At 66.1% G+C, this 19,135-nt stretch carries 22 protein-coding genes; 10 read left to right on the top strand and 12 right to left on the bottom strand.

Features of this window, described 5'->3' with window-relative positions; translation table 11 throughout:
• Positions 1–125: 125 nt before the first annotated feature.
• The 6 genes from I6F33_RS29415 to I6F33_RS29390 form a co-directional block, all read right to left on the bottom strand.
• Entirely contained in the window at positions 126–941 is an 816-nt protein-coding gene (locus I6F33_RS29415) for a DUF2076 domain-containing protein (protein WP_036014279.1), read from the bottom strand.
• A 124-nt stretch (positions 942–1,065) separates the two neighbouring features.
• A complete protein-coding gene (locus I6F33_RS29410) occupies positions 1,066–1,911 on the bottom strand; it encodes a ChbG/HpnK family deacetylase (RefSeq protein WP_225144903.1) in 846 nt (281 codons plus the stop codon).
• Positions 1,908–2,945 carry a glycosyltransferase family 2 protein gene (locus I6F33_RS29405; protein WP_036014274.1) on the bottom strand — a complete coding sequence of 346 codons (1,038 nt, stop codon included), beginning with the start codon at positions 2,943–2,945 and terminating at the stop codon, positions 1,908–1,910. The genes I6F33_RS29410 and I6F33_RS29405 overlap by 4 nt, the downstream gene beginning before the upstream one ends.
• An 86-nt stretch (positions 2,946–3,031) precedes the next feature.
• Complete coding sequence (gene hisG, locus I6F33_RS29400; RefSeq protein ID WP_225144902.1) at positions 3,032–4,009, bottom strand: ATP phosphoribosyltransferase; 978 nt, start codon at positions 4,007–4,009, stop codon at positions 3,032–3,034.
• Between the two features lie 4 nt (positions 4,010–4,013).
• Positions 4,014–5,165, bottom strand: a complete 1,152-nt coding sequence (locus tag I6F33_RS29395; protein WP_109145350.1) for an ATP phosphoribosyltransferase regulatory subunit — start codon at positions 5,163–5,165, stop codon at positions 4,014–4,016.
• Between the two features lie 237 nt (positions 5,166–5,402).
• Positions 5,403–6,158, bottom strand: a complete 756-nt coding sequence (locus I6F33_RS29390) for a 16S rRNA (uracil(1498)-N(3))-methyltransferase (protein ID WP_225144901.1) — start codon at positions 6,156–6,158, stop codon at positions 5,403–5,405.
• A gap of 208 nt (positions 6,159–6,366) precedes the next feature.
• Between I6F33_RS29390 and I6F33_RS29385 the strand changes: the two genes are divergently transcribed.
• Entirely contained in the window at positions 6,367–7,029 is a 663-nt protein-coding gene (locus I6F33_RS29385; protein WP_036014267.1) for a hypothetical protein, read from the top strand.
• Entirely contained in the window at positions 7,026–7,958 is a 933-nt protein-coding gene (gene ubiA / locus I6F33_RS29380; RefSeq protein ID WP_225144900.1) for a 4-hydroxybenzoate octaprenyltransferase, read from the top strand. The genes I6F33_RS29385 and ubiA overlap by 4 nt, the downstream gene beginning before the upstream one ends.
• Before the next feature lie 119 nt (positions 7,959–8,077).
• On the opposite strand, the gene I6F33_RS29375 is transcribed toward ubiA, so the two are convergent.
• Positions 8,078–8,596, bottom strand: a complete 519-nt coding sequence (locus I6F33_RS29375) for a DUF6101 family protein (protein WP_225144899.1) — start codon at positions 8,594–8,596, stop codon at positions 8,078–8,080.
• 264 nt (positions 8,597–8,860) lie between these two features.
• Between I6F33_RS29375 and I6F33_RS29370 the strand changes: the two genes are divergently transcribed.
• The 6 genes from I6F33_RS29370 (at position 8,861) to lpxK (ending at position 14,395) form a co-directional block, all read left to right on the top strand.
• The gene (locus I6F33_RS29370; RefSeq protein WP_036027073.1) at positions 8,861–10,252 is read left to right on the top strand and encodes a TldD/PmbA family protein; all 1,392 of its coding nucleotides are present in this window, start codon (positions 8,861–8,863) and stop codon (positions 10,250–10,252) included.
• Positions 10,239–11,057: a 3'(2'),5'-bisphosphate nucleotidase CysQ gene (locus I6F33_RS29365; RefSeq protein WP_036009209.1), complete on the top strand. Its 819-nt coding sequence runs from the start codon at positions 10,239–10,241 to the stop codon at positions 11,055–11,057. Before I6F33_RS29370 ends, I6F33_RS29365 begins: the two co-directional genes overlap by 14 nt.
• Positions 11,058–11,118: 61 nt before the next feature.
• On the top strand, positions 11,119–11,361 hold the full coding sequence (locus I6F33_RS29360) for a DUF4170 domain-containing protein (protein ID WP_225144898.1): 243 nt from the start codon (positions 11,119–11,121) through the stop codon (positions 11,359–11,361).
• Positions 11,358–12,077 (top strand): lysophospholipid acyltransferase family protein, encoded by a 720-nt coding sequence (locus I6F33_RS29355; protein WP_036039958.1) that lies wholly within the window; start codon positions 11,358–11,360, stop codon positions 12,075–12,077. Before I6F33_RS29360 ends, I6F33_RS29355 begins: the two co-directional genes overlap by 4 nt.
• On the top strand, positions 12,040–13,386 hold the full coding sequence (locus tag I6F33_RS29350; RefSeq protein ID WP_225144897.1) for a 3-deoxy-D-manno-octulosonic acid transferase: 1,347 nt from the start codon (positions 12,040–12,042) through the stop codon (positions 13,384–13,386). Before I6F33_RS29355 ends, I6F33_RS29350 begins: the two co-directional genes overlap by 38 nt.
• Positions 13,379–14,395: a tetraacyldisaccharide 4'-kinase gene (lpxK, locus tag I6F33_RS29345; protein WP_225144896.1), complete on the top strand. Its 1,017-nt coding sequence runs from the start codon at positions 13,379–13,381 to the stop codon at positions 14,393–14,395. Before I6F33_RS29350 ends, lpxK begins: the two co-directional genes overlap by 8 nt.
• Before the next feature lie 317 nt (positions 14,396–14,712).
• Here lpxK and I6F33_RS29340 read toward each other — a convergent pair whose 3' ends face one another.
• The 5 genes from I6F33_RS29340 to I6F33_RS29320 all read right to left on the bottom strand — a co-directional run bounded on the left by I6F33_RS29340 (position 14,713) and on the right by I6F33_RS29320 (position 17,903).
• A complete protein-coding gene (locus tag I6F33_RS29340; protein ID WP_225144895.1) occupies positions 14,713–14,940 on the bottom strand; it encodes a hypothetical protein in 228 nt (75 codons plus the stop codon).
• Positions 14,941–15,249: 309 nt separating this feature from the next.
• Positions 15,250–15,627 carry a TadE/TadG family type IV pilus assembly protein gene (locus I6F33_RS29335; RefSeq protein WP_225113339.1) on the bottom strand — a complete coding sequence of 126 codons (378 nt, stop codon included), beginning with the start codon at positions 15,625–15,627 and terminating at the stop codon, positions 15,250–15,252.
• Positions 15,624–16,064 carry a TadE/TadG family type IV pilus assembly protein gene (locus I6F33_RS29330; RefSeq protein WP_036027076.1) on the bottom strand — a complete coding sequence of 147 codons (441 nt, stop codon included), beginning with the start codon at positions 16,062–16,064 and terminating at the stop codon, positions 15,624–15,626. Before I6F33_RS29330 ends, I6F33_RS29335 begins: the two co-directional genes overlap by 4 nt.
• A gap of 74 nt (positions 16,065–16,138) precedes the next feature.
• Complete coding sequence (locus I6F33_RS29325; RefSeq protein WP_081494561.1) at positions 16,139–17,434, bottom strand: pilus assembly protein TadG-related protein; 1,296 nt, start codon at positions 17,432–17,434, stop codon at positions 16,139–16,141.
• Between the two features lie 244 nt (positions 17,435–17,678).
• Entirely contained in the window at positions 17,679–17,903 is a 225-nt protein-coding gene (locus I6F33_RS29320; protein WP_036009228.1) for a DUF2093 domain-containing protein, read from the bottom strand.
• A gap of 192 nt (positions 17,904–18,095) precedes the next feature.
• On the opposite strand from I6F33_RS29320, the gene I6F33_RS29315 reads away from it, so the two are divergent.
• Both I6F33_RS29315 and I6F33_RS29310 read left to right on the top strand, forming a co-directional pair.
• Positions 18,096–18,890 (top strand): dienelactone hydrolase family protein, encoded by a 795-nt coding sequence (locus tag I6F33_RS29315; protein WP_225144894.1) that lies wholly within the window; start codon positions 18,096–18,098, stop codon positions 18,888–18,890.
• Positions 18,891–18,954: 64 nt separating this feature from the next.
• Positions 18,955–19,101: a hypothetical protein gene (locus I6F33_RS29310; protein ID WP_197424412.1), complete on the top strand. Its 147-nt coding sequence runs from the start codon at positions 18,955–18,957 to the stop codon at positions 19,099–19,101.
• The last annotated feature ends 34 nt before the right edge of the window (positions 19,102–19,135 follow it).

Raw genomic sequence — 19,135 nt, 5'->3', positions numbered from 1 at the left:
GCACTAGTCATATTATATCGAATGGCATCATGGCGTGTGGTGGCAGAGCAGAACTGCGTTGAGCTCTGCTTGAACAGAAATCGGCCGCCCGGAGGCGGCCGTTCCACATCTGTCGGTCGAATGGCCTACGCGTAATCGCTGCCGCCGTCGTCGTCGCCGCCGAAATCGCTGTTGTCGGCCGTGTCGAAGCTGTCGTCGTGATCGTTGCCGTAGTTCTGGTCGTAGTTGTCGCGCTCGTTCGACGCCTGGTCGAAGAAGCCCTGACGGGATTCCCGGTTCGAGCCGATGTCATCGAGGCCGGCCTCGCGCGCCAGCGAGCCGCCGGACTGATCGCCGCCGCCCCAAGGACTTCCACCAGCGCTGCGGTCGCCGAGCGCGTTGCTGTCGCCAAAACCCTGCTGGTGCGATCCGCCCATCATGCCGCGGATGCTCGAGAGCAGCAGCGAGCCGCCGACGACGCCGGCTGCGGCCGCCGCCGCCGTGCCGAGGAACGAGCCGCCGCCACCGCCGATCGGCGGAGCGCCCTGACCCGGACCTTGGCCGTAAGCCTGTCCGTAAGGCGGCGCGCCGTAACCCGGCTGGCCTTGCGGCATCGCCTGGCCGGTGTTCCAAGCCGGACGCTGCTCACGCTGCGGCACATTCGGCACCGAGCCGCGGGACGGGCCGCCGCCAAACAATGTGTCGCGCATGGTGTCGAGGAAGCCGCCGGACTGCGCCTGCTCGGGCGCGTGGGCCGCTTCCAGCTCCTGGATGCGGGCATTGGCGCGCTTCAGCGCTTCGTCCTGGACCAGCGTGGTCTGCACCAGCGCGTAGATGGCGCCGGGCGCCTTGCGCAGCCCGTCGGAGATCGCGGCGATCGCATCGGGATCGCGCTGTGCATTCTCCAGCTTAGAAAGCCGGTCAAAAAGGTCGTCGACGAGCTGGCGTTCCTGCGGCGTCATGATCTGTCTCCTTCGCGCCAAACCAAGCGCGAGAGGAGATGTAGGGTTCCATTATGGCCCCAACAGTGCCGGCCGGATTAAATTTCGGTATGCGACAAGCTGCCTCTGGGCCGCTTTTCGCCGTTCACTGCAGTGTCACGTTGCTGTCGGCCAGCAGGCGCGCGAACGCATCGCCCGCGAGATAGGCGTGCTCGCGCTCGCGCACGTCGGTCATGGGGTCGAGGCCGGTGAGGACATCATCGACAAAGCCGGGATGGCACATCACGATGCCGCCATCGGGAAGGCCGTCCAGGAATTGCCGCATCAGCGCGCCGAAATCGGCGGCGCGCGTGAAATCATAGGCGCCGGCGAAGCCGGGGTTGAAGCTGAGGCCGGCGCTGCCGGCGCGGCGGCGGAATTGCGCGCTGAGGATATCGAGCACCATGGCCTTGGGGGAGGCCAGCCGCTGCCGCAGCGGCAGGTCGCGGCCGCCTTGGCGCACCCAGGCGTTCGGCGCGACTTCGCTGACCGCATCGACAAAACCGTCGCGCACCTGCGGGAAGAGCTGCACATGCTGGTGACCGTCGACGAAGTCGGGGGCGCGTCCGAACGCGTCCATGAAGGCGGCCAGCTGCGCCTTCACCTCGTTGCGGATGAATTCACGGTCGAGCCGGCGCATCAGTCCGGCGCGCAGCAGCTTGGGAAAGGCGAAGAACATGTCGCCGTCCAAGGGGCGGAAATGCATGGTGAGCGGCCGGAACGGCGCCGACAGCGTCACATGCAGCCCGATCGCGCAACGCGGGCTTTGCGTTGCCGACGCCTGCAGCGCCTCGACGTCGCCGCGCGCGATCGCGGGTCCCACCATCATCACCGAGGTCGCATTGAGGCGGCCGCGTTCGATCAGGTCGCGGATGGCGCGGTTGACGCCCGGGCTGATGCCGTAATCGTCGGCGCAGAGCCAGATCCGCCGCGGGCTCGCGGCCACGCTCATTCGGCTGCCGTCCTGCTCGCGGCATCATCAGCTTCGGAATGCTTCTCGCTGTGCTCGGCGACGAAGTAGATCGGCCGCGCCTTCAGCTCGGAGAGGATCTTGCCGATATATTCGCCGACGATGCCGATCATGATGAGCTGCACGCCGCCGATCGTCATCAGTCCGATCACGAGCGAGGGATAGCCGGGCACCTGCTTGCCGGTCGTGAACACTTCCCAGAGGATCGAAAGGCCGAACAGGAAGGCGCCTCCTGCGAGAATGACGCCGAGCAGGCTGGCGAAGCGCAAGGGCGCCACTGAAAAGGACGTCAGGCCCTCGATCGACAGGCCAAGCAGGCTCGCGGCGTTGAAGGTGGTGACGCCATGGGCACGCGCTGCGGGCTCGTAGTCGACGCGGATCTGGCGGAAACCGATCCAGCTGGCGAGGCCCTTGAAGAAGCGGTTGCGTTCCGGCAGCTGCCTCAGCGCCGCGACCGCGCGCGGCGACAGCAGGCGGAAATCGCCGGCGTCCTCCGGAATCTTCTGACGGGCGCCCCAATTGATCAGCGCGTAGAAGCCGTGCACCGCGACCCGGCGCAGGAAGGACTCGTTGTCGCGATGCGCCTTGGCGGTATAGACGACGTCATAGCCGTCATCGATCCAGTGCCGCACCAGCTGTTCCACCAGCGCCGGCGGATGCTGGCCGTCGCCGTCCATGAACATCACCGCGCCGAGGCGGGCATGGTCGAGGCCCGCCATCAGCGCGGCCTCCTTGCCGAAATTGCGCGACAGCGACACCACCTGGACGTCGATGGCGTCGGCCGGCAATGACCGCGCGATCGACAGCGTCGCATCCTTGCTGCCGTCGTCGACATAGACGACTTCGCAGGACAGGCGATAGCGCTGCCGCAGGGTCTTGGCGAGCTCGCAGATGCGCTGATGCAGGCCGGCAAGGCCAGCCGCCTCGTTGTAGACGGGGATGACGATCGACAGCCCCTTCGCGGCTGCGCTGGCTGCGGTGGTCGTCATGCCGGATACGTCAGAGCCCAGCGTCATCGATCAAGGTTCCAGAGGTGTTTAGGTCTTCTCAACCGCATATGGTAGCTGCCGTTTGCTGTCGCAAAGCTGAACAAACCTTGGGCTCACCGCCGCAGGAACGCCTCCAGCCTGGCGAACAGCGGATTCTCGCGGTCGAACACGTAGTCGAGCGACACCACCGAGACGGTCTCGGCGCCATGCTCGCGCAGGAAGCTCGCCAGCGCGTAGAGCTGACCCGGTGGGCAGTGCAGGGTCAGCATGCCTGACGAGGTCGGACCGCCGAACGGGGCCCCCACGCCGAACCGGCTGTGGGCTTCCCCGAGCAGGGCGGCATCGCATTGGCGGAAGCGGGTGCGGACTTCGCGGTACTTGTTGGCCCGCGCCCGTGCTGCGATGTGATCGAGGATGACACGCGCCGTCTCGCGCGCCTGCGGCGACCAGTCGGCCTCCTTGGCGGCCACCAGATTGGCCTGGCTGCGCAGGATCACGCCGTCGTCGAGCACCCGCAGGCCGTTGGCCGCAAGCGTCGCGCCGGTCGTGGTGATGTCGACGATCAGCTCGGCGCTGCCGGCCGCCGGCGCCCCTTCGGTGGCGCCCGCGCTCTCGACGATGCGGTAATCGCTGATGCCGTGAGCCTGGAAGAAGCCGCGGGTGAGGTTGACGAACTTGGTCGCGACCCGCATCCGCATGTGATGCTGCTCGCGGAAGCCGGTGGTGACGTCGTCAAGGTCGGCCATGGTGCGGACGTCGATCCAGGCCTGCGGCACCGCGACGACGACGTCGGCATAGCCGAAGCCGAGCCCGTCGATCAGCGACACGCGCTTGTCGGCATCGGCGATGTTCTCGCGCACCAGGTCTTCGCCGGTGACGCCGAGATGCGCGAAGCCGCGCGACAATTGCGCGGCGATCTCGCTCGCCGAGAGATAGGCGACCTCGACATTGTCGAGGCCTGCGATGGTGCCGCGGTAGTCGCGGGCGCCGCCGGCCTTCGACAGTTTGAGGCCGGCACGGGCAAAGAAGGCCTCAGTGTTCTCCTGCAGGCGGCCCTTGGAGGGAACGGCCAGAACGAATGGCGCGCTCATGATTTTACGCTCCCACCTTGCGGCCGATCCGGTTCAGCGCCTCCACCCAGACCGAGAAGCCGACCGCCGGAATCGGCTCAGCTGATCCGAGCTGGGTCATCAGCCCGTCGTAGCGGCCGCCGGCGACCAGCGGCTCGGTGCCGTTGCCGCTGTGATGCAGCTCGAACTCGAAGCCGGTGTAATAATCGAGCCCGCGCCCGAACGCGGTCGAGAAACGAATCTGCCTCACGTTGATGCCGCGCGCGGCCATGAAGCCGACCCGGCTCTCGAACTGATCGATCGCAGATGCGAGATCGAGCTTCGCGTCCGTCGTGAGTGCGCGCAGCTCGGCGATGGCGTCGTCTGGATTGCCCGAAATCGACAGGAAGCGCTTGAGCACGGCGATCGCCTCGCGCGGCAGCGCGCCGCCTTTCAGCGTCGATTGCTCAAGGAAGCGATCGGCGATCTCTGCCGTGGTGCGGCCGCCGACATTGGTGGTGCCGGCGATCGACATCAGATCGGTGACGAAGGCGAGCGCCGCCTTGCGGTCGGAGCCGGCAAGGGCCGCCAGCACGCCCTCATACTCGCTGCGCGTCGCGGTGGTCGCGGCCGCCAGCCGCTCCAGATCCTGCTCCAGGCTGATCTTGCGGTTGAAATCCTTGACCAGGCGGCGCCGCCAGACCGGATAGAGATTGAGGGCGTCGAGCAGCGCATTGAACAAGGCGACATCGCCGGTGCGGATCTCGACGTCGCGGACGCCGAAGGCGGCCGTCGCCTCCAGCCCCAGCGCCAGCATCTCGGCATCGGCCGCGGCGCGATCCTGACGGGCGAACGATTCGATGCCGGCCTGGAGGAATTCACGGGCCTGGCCGCTACGGTAGCGGAACACCGGACCGAGATAGCTGAACCCCGCCGGCTGGCCGGCGCGCCCCGAGGCCAGATAGTCGCGCGCGACAGGAATGGTCAGGTCCGGGCGCAGGCAGAGCTCCTCGCCGGAGAGGTCGGTGGTCAGGTACAGGCTCTTGCGGATGTCCTCGCCGGAGAGGTCCAGGAACGGCTCGGCCGGCTGCAGGATGGCGGGTTCGGCCCTCACATAGCCGGCCTGCGCAAACGACAAGAGCAGCGTATCCGCCCAGGCGGCGGAGCCGGCAGCATTTGAGGTGGCAGTCGCGGTCATCTCTGCGGTCCATCGCCCGGCGGAACCGGGCAGGCAAGGGGAGGCGAATTGGCGCAGCCCTTAGCATGGCCCGACAGCGGTTTCGACCTCCAAAGGATCAATCGCTTAACGGGTGGGCAATTCGTCATGGCCGGGCTTGTCCCGGCCGTCCACGCCTTGCCCACCGGCGCAAAAGGACGTGGATGCCCGGGACAAGCCCGGGCATGACGACGCCATGCGTTTGCACCGCTGACGAAGTTAGCTGGCCTTTCCGCTCCAATCCCCCAGCACCGCTTGCACCAGCGCCAGGGCGGCGACCGCGGCGGTGTCCGCCCGCATGATGCGGGGGCCGAGCGCCAGCCGCAGGATTTTGGGCTGGCGCAGCAACAGCGCCCGCTCTTCCTCGGCAAAACCGCCCTCGGGGCCGATCAGCACGTCGATACCGCGTCCGACCTCGCGCGCGCCTTGCAGGCTCTGAATGGGATTCTGGACCTCCGCCGCCTCGTCGCAGAAGATCAGCAGGCGGTCGGCGGGCCGCTGGCTCAGGAAGCGCTCCAGCGGCACCGGCTCGGCCACGCTGGCGATGCTGAGGATGCCGCATTGTTCGGCCGCCTCGACCACATTGGCGCGCATCCGCTCGGTGTTCACCCGGGACGCCTGGGTGAACCGGGTCAGCACCGGCTGCAGGGCGGCGGCGCCCATCTCGATGGCCTTCTGCACCATGTAGTCCAGCCGGGCATGTTTGAGCGGGGCAAAGACGTAAGTGAGGTCGGCGAGATGGTCCTGGGGCCGGGTCTGCTGCAGGATCACGAGGCCGTCCGGCCGCTTGCGGCCCTCGATGGCGGCCTGCCACTCGCCATCCCTGCCGTTGAAGGCCAGGACCTCGGCCCCGGCCGCCAGCCGCAGCACATTGCCGAGATAGTTGCTCTGGTCGCGGTCGAGCGGCACCCTGGCGTCCTGGGCCAGGGGGGCATCGACGAACAGGCGGGGCGCGCGAAAATCGTGGGAAGGCATCGCTTGGGATCCGATTACCGGCCGTTCTTAACCGAAAGGCGCCATTTCGGGGGTAAATATTGCCGAACTGGTGCGTCCCAGCGCCGCGCTCTCGCCCTATTCCACGGGTTGTTAAGCGCCGGCGGGAATCGTAAAAACGCGAACACGCTGGTCGCGCTTCAATTGGGAAGCCCTGAACCCGTAAGCTCCTGCCGGAGAGACTATCTTGATGATCCGCCATTTGATGGTTCCGATCACTGCCGCCATGGTGGCCATGGGTGCTGCGGGCGCGTCTGCGCAAAGCGCGTTCCCGGCGCCGCTGCCCAACCAGCCTGCCGCCAATTCCCCATTTCCTCCGGTTAACGGTTCGGCACCTGCAGCTTCGCTCGGTGCGGCGCCGCAATCGTCCTTTCCCGTGAACGGTGCTGCCCCGATCGGTGGCGCCGGCGCCTTCAGCGCGGCTCCCCCGACGCAGGCCGGTCCCGGCGAGGACTGCATGAAGGCATTCATTCCGCTGCGCGAGGAAGCCGAGAAGCGCGGCAAGCTGATCAAGGCCGCGAGCGATCGTCGCGCGCAACCGGACGAGGCCTGCAAGCTGATCCGCAATTTCAGCCAGGCTGAAGTCAAGATGATCAAGTACATCGAGACCAATGCCGCCAAATGCGGAATCCCGCCCCAGATCGGTGCGCAGCTGAAGGAAGGTCACAAGAACACCGAGGCCATGGCGACGAAGGTCTGCAACGTCGCGCAACAGATGCAGAACCAGCCGCGCGGTCCGGCCGGTCCGTCGCTGAGCGAGGTGCTGGGCTCTGGCTCCGCGCCCGAGGCCAATGCCGGCAGGAAGGGTGGCAGCACCTTCGATACGCTCAACGGCAACGTCCTGACCCGATGAGCGATACATCCGCCCGCGTTGCCGATTCCACCGGCAACTGGGTCGATACGCTCGCGCCGCATTGGGCGCGGCCTTACCTGCGCCTGTCCCGCTTCGATCGCCCGATCGGCTCCTGGCTTCTCCTGATGCCATGCTGGTGGTCGGCGGCGCTGGCCGCCGGCATGGCGCATGACGTTCGCGGCCTGCCGCTCACCATCGTGCTGTTCTTCATCGGCGCTTTCGTCATGCGCGGGGCCGGCTGCACCTGGAACGACATCACCGATCGCGACCTCGACGGCAAGGTCGAGCGCACGCGCTCGCGGCCGCTGCCGTCGGGGCAGGTGACCACCAGGCAGGCGCTGGTCTTCATGGTCGCGCAGGCGCTGGTCGGTCTTGCGGTGCTGCTGCAGTTCAACCGCTTCGCGATTGCAACGGGCATCGCCTCACTCCTGATCGTCGCGATCTATCCCTTCATGAAGCGCATCACCTGGTGGCCGCAGATCGTGCTCGGGCTCGCCTTCTCCTGGGGCGCGTTGATGGGGTTTGCCGTCACCTTCGGCCGCATCGACGCCACCGCGCTCGTGCTCTATGCCGGCGCGATCTCCTGGGTGATCGGCTATGACACCATCTACGCGCATCAGGACACTGAGGACGACGCGTTGATCGGCATCAAGTCGACCGCGCGCCTGTTCGGCGCGCATACGCGCCAGGCGCTGGTCCTGTTCTACGGGCTCGCGGTGATGCTGATCGGCATCGCGCTGGCATCCGGCGAAGCGCGCTGGCCGGCCTGGCTTGGGCTTGCCGCCTTCGCCGCGCATCTGGTGTGGCAGATCGTGCGGCTAAATATCGCCGATGGCGCGCTCTGCCTTCGCCTGTTCAAGTCGAACCGCGATGCCGGCCTGCTGCTGTTTGCGGGATTGCTCGCCGACGCGGTGCTGCGGGCGGCGTGACGCGAAATGCGTAGGGTGGATTAGCGAAGCGTAATCCACCAACCCCTATCTGCGCGGAAAGCAAAGAGGTGGGTTACGCCCTTCGGGCTAACCCACCCTACGACATCTGTGATTGCCGTTTAATTCCTCGCGATGATCTCGCGCTCGCCCTGATGAACCGGCAGCTCGCGCGCCATTGCGGTGCGCCGGCGCATCAAGAATTTCGGACGACGGGCGCGGATCGCGTTGGTGCGGCGGCGACGCGGTGCGGGTTTGCGCGCGCCTTCGTCGAGCTGCGGCAGCGCAAAGATCTCGCTCCAGATCGCCCAGGCCTGCGCGATCTCGTCCGCGTCCGCGCTGATCAGTAGCGGGATGGACAGCGAAGGATCGCGATGCACGAGGACGAGCGTCTGCGTCTCGTCATTGCCGCGGAGCGCAACGCCGGTGAAGTCGGCGACGCGCACGTTGATCGCCATCTGCATGCCGCGCACGGCACGGCGCAGCACGACACGCTCGCGATGAAGCTCGATCTGCCTGACATGCCCGTCGGCGCGCGGATCATGCGCATCGAAGCGGACCGGAAGGGAAAGAGGGTCGAGCCGCAAGGAGCGGCTCGACCCGGCGGGGTGGGCCCCGCATGTTGCTGTTTGACGCCTCACGGCTTTGTTCTCCCCGCCAGGATTATGTTCCCGGTCGATGCGAGGACCTTAGCGCCGGGCGGTCCGAAACCGCTTAAAAAGGCTGGTTAACCCACCGTCACTCGCTCCTCATGATTGACAAGACCTTGGCGTGCATGATTGACGAGACGTTGCGCCGACGTCGCGAATCTGAGCTTTTGGCGGGCTGAAAATGCTTGAAGTCCGCGCTATCAGGGCACATCTGTGGGTTCCGGTCCCGAACCCCGCCCCAACAGGATTTCGTTCGTGAACTCTTCACCAAGCCCGACGCTTTCGCCTTCCGCCAATCGCGACCTGTTCGATCAGTCCGCGCTCTCCGATCTCGCGCAGCGGCTGGTCGAGGCGGCCAAGCGCGCCGGCGCGGATGCGGCCGACGCGGTCGCGGTGCGCGGTGTCTCGCAGGGCGTCGAGGTCCGCGACGGACGCGTCGAGGAATCCGAGCGGTCCGAGGGCGACGATGTCGGTCTGCGCGTGCTGGTCGGTCAGCGTCAGGCGGTGGTCTCCACCAACGACGTCAGCGGCGATGCCGTCACCAAGCTCGCCGAGCGCGCGGTTGCGATGGCGCGCGTCGCGCCCGACGACAAATATGTCGGCCTTGCCGATCCCGCGCTGCTCGCGCGCGACTTTCCCGATCTCGACCTGCTCGATCCCGCCGTGCCCACGACGACCGAGCTCGAGCGCCGCGCGCTCGCGGCCGAAGCTGCCGCGCTCGGCGTCAAGGGCGTGACCAAGTCCGGCGGCGCCTCGGCCTCATCCGGCATCGGCGGCATGGTGCTCGTCACCTCGACCGGCTTCCACGGCTCCTATCTGCGCTCCAGCCAGGGCATCTCCGCCACCGCCATATCGGGCGAAGGCACCGGCATGGAGCGCGACTACGACTTCACCTCGGCGCCGCATGGCGCCGATCTGCTGTCGCCGGAGGTCGTCGGCCGCTCCGCCGGCGAGCGCACCGTGGCGCGCTACAATCCGCGCAAGGTCGAGACCTGCAAGGTCCCGGTGGTGTTCGATCCGCGCGTCGCCGGCTCCCTGGTCGGCCATCTCGTCGGCGCCATCAACGGCGCCTCGATCGCGCGCAAGACCAGCTTCCTGAAGGACAAGCTCGGCCAGCAGCTGTTTGCGAAGAACATCCGCATCATCGACGATCCCCTGCGCAAGCGCGGGCTGCGCTCGCAGACCTTCGATGCCGAAGGCGTCGCGGTGAAGCGGACCGCGCTGGTCGACGACGGCGTGTTGACGACTTGGCTGCTCGACTGTGCCACCGCGCGCGAGCTCGGCCTCACCACCACCGGTCACGCCCATCGCGGCGTGTCCTCCTCGCCTTCGCCGGGGCCGTACAATCTGCATCTCGAGCCCGGCTCTGCAACGCCGGCCGAGCTGATCGCCGACATCAAGCAGGGCTTCTACGTCACCGACCTGATCGGCTCCGGCGTCAACGGCGTCACCGGCGATTACAGCCGCGGCGCCTCCGGCTTCTGGATCGAGAACGGCGAGATCACCTATCCCGTCAGCGAGGTGACTATCGCCGGCCATCTGTTCGAGATCTTCAGGTCGATGCAGCCTGCGAACAATCTCGAATTCCGCTACGGCATCAATGCGCCGACGGTGCGCATCGAGGGTTTGACGCTTGGCGGACGCTGACGCGCATTCTCTCGACCACACCCTCCTGACCCGCGACGCGGCGCTGCTGAAGGACACGGTGCGGGAGGCGGGCGCGCTGGCGCAGTCGATGTTCCGCACCGAGCTGAGGAAGTGGACCAAGGGCGCGTCCTCGCCGGTGTCGGAGGCCGACATCGCCGTCAACGATCTGCTCGAATCGCGCCTGCGTGCCGCAACGCCCGAATATGGCTGGCTGTCCGAGGAGAGCGCCGACGATGCGGCGCGGCTGTCGCGGCGGCTGACCTGGATCGTCGATCCCATCGACGGCACGCGCAATTATCTCGGCGGCCATGACGAATGGTGCGTCAGCGTGGCGCTGGTGGCGGACGCTTCGCCGGTGCTCGCCGCCGTATTCGCCCCGGCCAGCGACGAATTCTTCTTCGCGGTGCGCGGCAAGGGCACGACGCTCAACGACAAGCCGGTGCGCGCGACAGGCGGATCCGAACTCGACTTCGCCCGCGTCGCCGGCCCGAAGCCGCTGGTCGAGCGGCTGAAGCCGTCACTCGGCGAGATCAAGCTGCACCGGCGGATCGGCTCGCTGGCGCTGCGGCTGTGCCGGGTCGCCGATGGCGCGCTGGATGCGGCATTTGCGGGCGGCAACAGCCATGATTGGGATCTTGCGGCGGCCGATTTGATCGTGCAGGAAGCGGATGGTAGGATGAGCGACCTCTCCGGAGAACCCATCCTCTATAACCGCCGGGAAGTGGCGCACGGGGTGCTGGTGGCAGCGGGACGCGAACGTCATGCGGGCATTGTCGCGCATTTTCGCAACCGTCCGATAGCCTAAGGCGCATTCGTGGTGCTTCTCGAACACTGCTTTGCCGGGCAGCCCCTTAGGAACAGAACTCATGCCAGATAGCGCCCCGCAACAACTGCTCCACCTCGTCATCGGCGGCGAGCTCGTCGATCTCAAGCACAACACCTTCAAGAATCTGGACGAGGTCGACATCGTCGGTCTGTATCCGAACTATGCCAGCGCCCACGCCGCCTGGCGGGCCAAGGCGCAGAGCACGGTCGACAATGCGCAGATGCGCTACTTCATCGTCCACCTGCATCGGCTGCTCGATCCGAATCAAGAACCGGCGCGTTGAAGAAACTGCTTCGCAATACGCTGCGAAGCAGCTGGTTTCAGCGTGCCGTCGGGGTCCTGGCGGCCGAATATCTGCGTCTGGTCTGGCGGACCAACACCTTCACCTTCGATCCGCCCGACGTCTACGAGCGCGTCGAGCCGCAGCTCCCTGCGATCTTCGCGTTCTGGCACGGCCAGCATTTCCTGACGCCCTTCATCAAGAACCAGAACAAGGCCTCCTATCGGGCCAAGGTGCTGATCTCCCGGCACCGCGACGGCGAGTTCAATGCGATCGCCGCCGAGCGGCTCGGGATCGGCACCATCCGCGGTTCCGGCGACCATGGCGGCGCGTTCCACCGCAAAGGTGGCGTCGGCGCCTTCAAGGAAATGGTGCGGACGCTCCAGGCCGGTTGTAATGTCGCGTTGACCGCCGATGTCCCCAAGCGCTCGCGCGTGGTCGGGCTCGGCATTATCATGCTGGCACGGGAATCGGGACGGCCGATCATGCCTTTCGCGATGGCGACCAGCCGCTTCGTCCGGCTCAAGAACTGGGATCGCACCACCATCAATTTGCCATTCGGGCGGGGCGCTTTGGTCGGCATCAAGGAAATCCACGTTCCCGCAGATGCCGACGCCGCCATGATGGAGACGTTGCGACAGGAGCTGGAAGACACGTTGAACGAGGCGACCCGGCGCGCCTATGCGCAGCTCGGCCGCCCGGGACCGGAAGATGCCTAAGTCGCTGCCCATTGCGCTGCCGATCACGCTGCGGATGTATCGGCGCCTGGCCGCCGGCCTGGTGCCACTCGCGCCTGCGCTGATCAAGCGGCGGCTGAAGCAGGGCAAGGAGGATCCCGCCCGCGTCGGCGAGCGGCGCGGCCTGTCCGCCGACGTGCGGCCGCACGGCCCGTTGGTCTGGATTCATGGTGCCAGCGTCGGCGAGGTCCTGGCGGCGGCCGCCCTGATCGAGCGCCTGCGCGATCTCAATCTGCGCATCCTGCTCACCTCGGGCACGGTCACCTCGGCCGCGGTCGTCGCAAAACGCTTTCCCCCCGACGTCATCCATCAATACGTGCCGTATGACTCGCCGCGCTACGTCGCGCGCTTCCTCGATCATTGGAAGCCGTCGCTGGCGCTGTTCATTGAATCCGATTTGTGGCCGAACCTGATCCTCGCCGGCGCGGCGCGCCGGGTGCCGATGGTGCTGATCAACGGGCGGATGTCGCCGCGTTCCTTCCCGCGCTGGCGCCGCATGCACGGCACCATCTCGGCGCTGCTGTCGCGGTTCGACATCTGTCTTGCGCAGTCGAGGAAAGATGCCGAGCGCTTTGCCGCGCTCGGCGGCCGCGACGTCGCGACGACGGGCAATCTCAAGCTCGACGTGCCCGCGCCGCCGGCCGACCCCGCCAAGCTCGAACGGCTGATGGCGATGACGCGCGGGCGTCCGATCATCGTCGCGGCCTCGACCCATCCGGGCGAGGACGAGATGCTGGTCGCGGCGCATCGCAGCCTGGTCGGCTTCTTCCCGCAGCTTCTCACCGTGATCGTGCCGCGGCACCCGGATCGCGGCTCATCGATCGCAGGCCTCGTCACGGCGTCGGGCCTGAAGCCCAGCTTGCGCTCGCGCGAGGAGCTGCCGACCGCGACGACCGACGTCTATGTCGCCGACACCATGGGCGAGCTCGGCCTGTTCTATCGGCTCTCGGGAATCGTGTTCATGGGCGGATCGCTGATCCACCATGGCGGGCAGAACCCGATCGAGGCGATCAAGCTGGGCGCCGCGATCGTCCACGGTCCGCACGTGTTCAACTTTGCCGACGTCTATGAAGCGCTCGATACCAGCGGCGGGGCGCGGCAAGCCGACACGCAGGAGGCGCTCGTCAAGCAGCTCGGCCAGTTGCTGGCCGATCCCACCATGCGCGACAAGATGCAGCGCGCAGGCACGGGCGTGGTCGAGCAGCTTGGCGGTGCGCTTGATCGCACCATGACCGCGCTCGAGCCGTATCTGCTGCAATTGCGGATCGAGATGGGGGCCGCCAATGCGTGAGCCGGCCTTTTGGTACCGGCCACGCTCCCTTCAATCGTACGCGCTATGGCCGCTCGGTGCGCTTTACGGCGCGTTCACTGCACGGCGCATGCTGCGCCAGGGCGTGGACGCCGGCATCCCCGTGATCTGTGTCGGCAACTACCATGTCGGCGGTGCCGGCAAGACGCCGACGGTGCTGGTGTTGACCAAACTCTTGCGCGAGCTCGGCGAGACGCCGGTCGTGCTCAGCCGCGGCTATGGCGGGCGCCTGAAGGGGCCGGTGATGGTCGACCGCGAGCGTCACGATGCGGCCGACGTCGGCGACGAACCCATGATGATGGCGCGCGACGTCCCGGTCGTGGTCGCGCGCGACCGCCTCGACGGCGTCGCGCTGGCGAAATCGCAAGGCGCCACCGTGATCCTGATGGATGACGGCTTCCAGAATCCGCGCCTGTTCAAGGACGCCTCGCTGATCGTGATCGACGGCGAGCGCGGCCTCGGCAACGGCGCGGTGTTTCCCGCAGGGCCCCTGCGCGCCCCGCTCGCGGCGCAGCTCGCGCGCACCGATGCGCTGGTGCTGATCGGCGACGGCAATGCCGCCAACGATGTCGCGGCGGAGATCGCCAAGCGGAACAAGCCCGAGCTGCGTGCGCGCCTGAAGCCGGATGCGGCCTCGCTCGCGCAGCTGCTCGGCAAGCGGGTGTTCGCCTTCGCCGGCATCGGCGATCCCGAGCGTTTCTTCCGTACCTTGCGTGCGAGCGGGATCGACGTCGCGCGCACGCGCGCCTTCGCCGACCACCACATGTTTTCGGACGGCGAGATCGCAGCGCTCGCAGCGGAGGCGCAGCGCGAGCAGCTCACGCTGGTGACCACGGAAAAGGATCTTGCACGCTTGCGCGGCCGCGCAGGCGTGCCTGACGGCATCGTGCCGTTCGCCGTTCAGCTCGAGTTCGATGACTTGGCGAAGCTGCGGCAATTGATCAGCGATCATCTATACAGAGCGCGCGAGCGAAGGTTCAGTGCGCGCTGATCGCGCAACGTGAGGCAACGTCTCTGCCCTGGTCGCGAAACGTGTCGTATTCGCCGCCGGGAAGCTGATCTGCGGATCCAAAGTGCAGCCGCCGCCGTCGGACGACGCGGCGGCTGTACTCATGTCGAAGTCGGAATCATGTCTGCAACGAGCCATGCTCACCACGCGCCGGCGGCCATCAATCCGATGATGGTCAGGCACGACATGCAGGCGACGACGACGGTGTAGCATTCGGGTGTATTCATTGCCGTCTCCCAAACTGTTGCCAATTGCTTGGTCACTGCTACGCGGGAGTGATCGCCGGTCTTGGAGCCGCTTCAATTCGGCAGGCCGAGACCGGTCTTGCGGTGCGGGTCCGTTTCCTCATCGTCACTCAGCGTCGCGGGATAATGATCCGCTGCGACAGCTTCAGCGCGCTCAGCTGCGATCAGAAGCTGTTTGCGCATCTCAGCGAGACGGGCGCGGCAATATTCACGATAGAGCAGGTCGAAAATGGCGGGCATGATCACCCCCATCGCTTGATTGTCGATTTGCAGATATTCCACCGCGAATTTTCAAGGTGATCGTCGCCCGTCAGATGGCTCTTCGATATGAGCCCGTTCACAGACCGCGCCAATTCCAACGCTCGATGGCTGTTTGGTTGACCTGATCGTCTGTGCGATAAAAAGAACAGGGCCAATTACCTAACCTGCACTATAGCAGTGCTTTGTTTCAGCAGAACTTCATCAAACAACTCTAGGGCGCGGAATTGCAACAAAGAATCCAACCACAGGGCGAAACGACTCACCCACGGCTGCAAGGAATGTAGAACGCAAGCGATTGGCATGGCAGAATCCATTTTTCTGTCGGCGACCTCAACTCGGGAAGCAGGCTCGCGCGGTCAGCGTGATCGGAGACAGGTTGATGATCTGCGGAAACTCGAATGAATAGCTCGCGCTGACCTGGTTGCCGCATGCGGCCGTGGCAAAGGTGAATGTCCCCGGCGGGAGCGTGAGGCCGTAGGCCTGCTGGGCAGCGTAGGTCGTGATCGCGCTGCTGCTCGGACAGAGCGTGTTGTTGACGCTCGCGCAGCGCGCGGCCATTTCGCTGCCATGCTGGATTCCGAGCTGAGTCCAGAACAGCAGCCCGCATTCGATGATCCCGAATATGAACAGGAAGAACACGGGAGCGGTCAGCGCGAATTCCAGCGCCGTGGTGCCCCGCGTGTCCCGCCATAATGCGGTGAGCTTCACTGCAGCCTCGTGGTGGACTGCGCGGTGTATGTGTAGGTAGCCGCCACGATCTGATAGTCGATGATCGTATAGTACGTCGCTTGCGCCGAGACCGTCGTATATGTTCCGGCCGGCGCACCGCCGGTGCAGACCGTTCCGCAGCTGGTGGCGCTCACGCCCGCACTCGTCGGACATCCGCAGAACTGGACTGGCGGAGGTGAAGCGGTGATGTTCGTCGCGCTGGTGGCACTTGCGACGGCGTTCGCGATGCCGCTCGTGTCGAAGCCGCGCGCAATCGCGTACTGGGCTCCCGCTTGCGCGGCATTTTCGACCTGCATCTTGCGATAGAGGGCAAGCCCGATGTCCGTGACCGAGACGACCATCAGGGACAGCAGGGGAACCAGGATGGCGAATTCGGCTGCCGCGACGCCCCGTTGATCGCCGGCAGCGATTCGCACATGCCGCGCCAGAGAACCGAGCAATCGACGGCCAAGCTTAAATGAGAAACTCTGGATCTGCATCGCTCCAAACCTCATTCGACGAGCTGCGCGGTTTGCGAACCGATCGTCGCGGTGCCGAGCGCGGTGCAATTGACCTGCAGGTTCGACGTGCCGCTGAACGTCAGCGTATCCGCGATGATCTTGGTGCAGGATGTGCTGGTGCCGTTGCCGCCGCTGAAGCTGAGATTGGCCTTTGGCAGGTAGATGGCACCGCCGAAATTCTGCGTAGCACCGCCGGTGAGATTGAAATTGGTCCCGGCCGGCATGTTGCGGTCGCCGTACATGACGATGCCCTTCGTTGGGCCGCTGGTCGGCCCGGTCAGGTCGACGCTCGCGTTGCTGCCGATCGAGGCGGTGCCCCAGTCGCTGCCGGAGCCCGTGAACACCAGGGTGACGCCGCTGCCGGTGATGGTGGCATTTCCGGCGACGCTCAAGCTGGCGCCGTCCAGATAGTAGATGCCGGGATTGAGGTTCAGGACTGCGCCGGCGTTGACCGTGATGCTGCCCATGTAGCAGCCGGGGTCGAGCGAGTTCGTCTTTCCGTTGGCGTTGACCGTGATCTTGGCATTGCTGCAACTCGGCCGCGTCGGCGGAGTGACGTCAGCATAGGGATCGGCGACAGGCGTGATGTGCGTCTTGACCCCGTTGGTCGCCGTGATGCTGCTCGCGCCGGAGACGTCGCCGACCACGCCGACCTGGTTTGCCGCCACCGAGGCGCTGCCGGCGACGTTGAGCGAGGGGCTCGCGCTCGAATTGCTGTAGAGATTGCACTTGATCAGGTTGAGCTGGTTGCCGCCGCTGACGTTGACGGCGGGGCTTGCGCTCCTGTTGAGCGCAAGGACGCAGCCCGTCCCGGAGTTGGGCAGCGCGACCGAGCGCGCGGTGATTGGTACGCGATCCGAGCCGAACAAGGCCGACAGCAGCCGACGCTGCGGTTGACTGACGATGACTTCGATGGCCTGCGCGTTCGACGCTTGACTGCCTGTTTTCGGTGGCTGGTTCACGGTGACAGTGACGTCGTTCGCGCCGTCGGTGTAACCATAATTTGCCGCGACCGCCTTGGCTTCCGACGAGGGGTCGCCGCCGACACTGGCAGCCGTCGCAGCGCTGACTGCGCCGGAATCTGCAACGCTCTGCATGTTCTTGTGCTTGTAGTACCACCAGCCCACTTCCGTTCCCAGGCCGGCGGTGCCGACCAGGACCGGCATGAGCACCGCAGAAATGAGCACGTAGCTGCCCTGCTCGTCGCGGATGAACCGTTCGAGCAAATGATCCCTTGCGCTCGAAGGTACACCGAACGAACGGCTGAAAATTCTCCGGAGGTCCATGCTTCCTGCCCGCTTGCCACTTTATCCCGAGGCAATGTGGTGCGGGCCGGCTTAAATGGGCCCCAATGGAAGCCTGACAATTTTAAATATCGGCGAACATTCAGCCGGCATTCATGGCCGCAATCTTATGGAATGAAGCCGCGTCCAGGAGAAGTCAGATGGAATTGCACTCTGCAATTGTTACCGCCAGCATTATAGGTCTGCCGGTTTTACCCGCCTTACGAGAGTTGCGAGAGCCGAAGGATCACGGCTGCTTCAGCGCGCCGGGAAAATGCCGCTGCAGCACCGCGGTGGGCGTGGCATAGGCCTCCTGCAGATCGACGCTCCAGTACTTCAGCTCGTCGAGCGGGATGCGGACGTCGGTGATCGCGCAGCGCACGAAAGTCCCCGGCGAGATCACGCGGAAATCGCCGTCGAGATATTGCACCTGCGCTTCGCCATGGCCCGAGGGGCCGAACTTGTTCAGCACGGTCGAAAGTCTCCGTGGGGGCCTCTCCAGGAACGCCGTGGAAGGCACGATGTGTTGGACGGGATGTAGCATAGATGGGGTGGCTTGTCCGCCCGTTAAACCCACCGGTTCGTGATGATTTGCCGCCGTTTTCGCATGATAAGGCTTCGGTCGAAGGGGCGCCGGTTCCGGCAGCTCCTGCCGCAGAGTCCGATGCGCCTTCGCCTCGCCGCTTTGTTCCTGACGCTGCTGATGTCGGCCGCGCACGCCGCCCCGGCGCCGCAGCCGGTCGAAATTCCGCTCGCCTCCGGGGTGCTCCATGCGCAGCTCTACAAGCCCGCGGGCGAGGGGCCGTTCCCGGCCGTGATCGCGCTGCACGGCTGCGGCGGGCTGGGTAGCCATTCCGATCCCGTGCTGCCGCGCTATCGCGAATGGGCCGAGCGTCTGCTCAAGGCGGGCAATGCCGTGCTGCTGCCCGACAGCTACGGCTCGCGCGAGCTCGGCCCGCAATGCCGCGTCAAGGAGATGCACGTCAAGGCGCGGCGCGAACGCGTCGCCGATATCGCGGCCGCGCGCGCCTGGCTGATGCAGCAGCCTTTCGTGGCGCGGGACCGTGTCAGCCTGATCGGCTGGGCCAATGGTGCGAGCGCGCTGCTCTGGGCCGTGCGTCCGCAGAGCGCGGGGCGCGATCACGGTCCGGACTTCCGCGCCGCGATTGCGTTCTATCCGGATTGCCGGATCTCGGCGGGCCTCGGCTGGAGCACGCGGGTGCCGACGCTGGTCTTGATCGGCACCGATGACGAGGTGTCGTCGCCGCCGGCCTGCCGCCAGATGGTGGACGGCGCGCGCGGCCGCAGCGCGCTGGCGCGCATCGTGGTCTATCCCGGCGCCGATCACGATTTCGACCGCGCCGGCGCGCCGGTGCACGCAGCCGCCGCGCCCGAGCACGGAGATGCCGAAGCCCGCGCCGCCTCGCAGAAGGACGTCGCGCAATGGCTGGCGCGGTGATGGCGGTGCCGTAGCACGTGCCCGCGCCATCATTCGACCACGATGTCGATTAAACGCATCTCACATGCATGGCCGCATCACGCTCTTTGCCTCCGCCCTGATCGTCTTCACCGTCGCGATCCTGCTGTTCGAAGCCCACGCCGGCCCCCACCGCGCGCCGGACCATTGCGGCTTCTGGACCACGATCGAGGCGGGATTGTCGTGCCGGTAGGGGCACGCTGTTTCCTCGTCGTCATTGCGAGGAG

It is taken from the genome of Bradyrhizobium sp. BRP20 (assembly GCF_020194215.1).
Lineage (GTDB): Bacteria > Pseudomonadota > Alphaproteobacteria > Rhizobiales > Xanthobacteraceae > Bradyrhizobium > Bradyrhizobium yuanmingense.
This window is presented reverse-complemented; position numbering and strand designations above follow the sequence as displayed.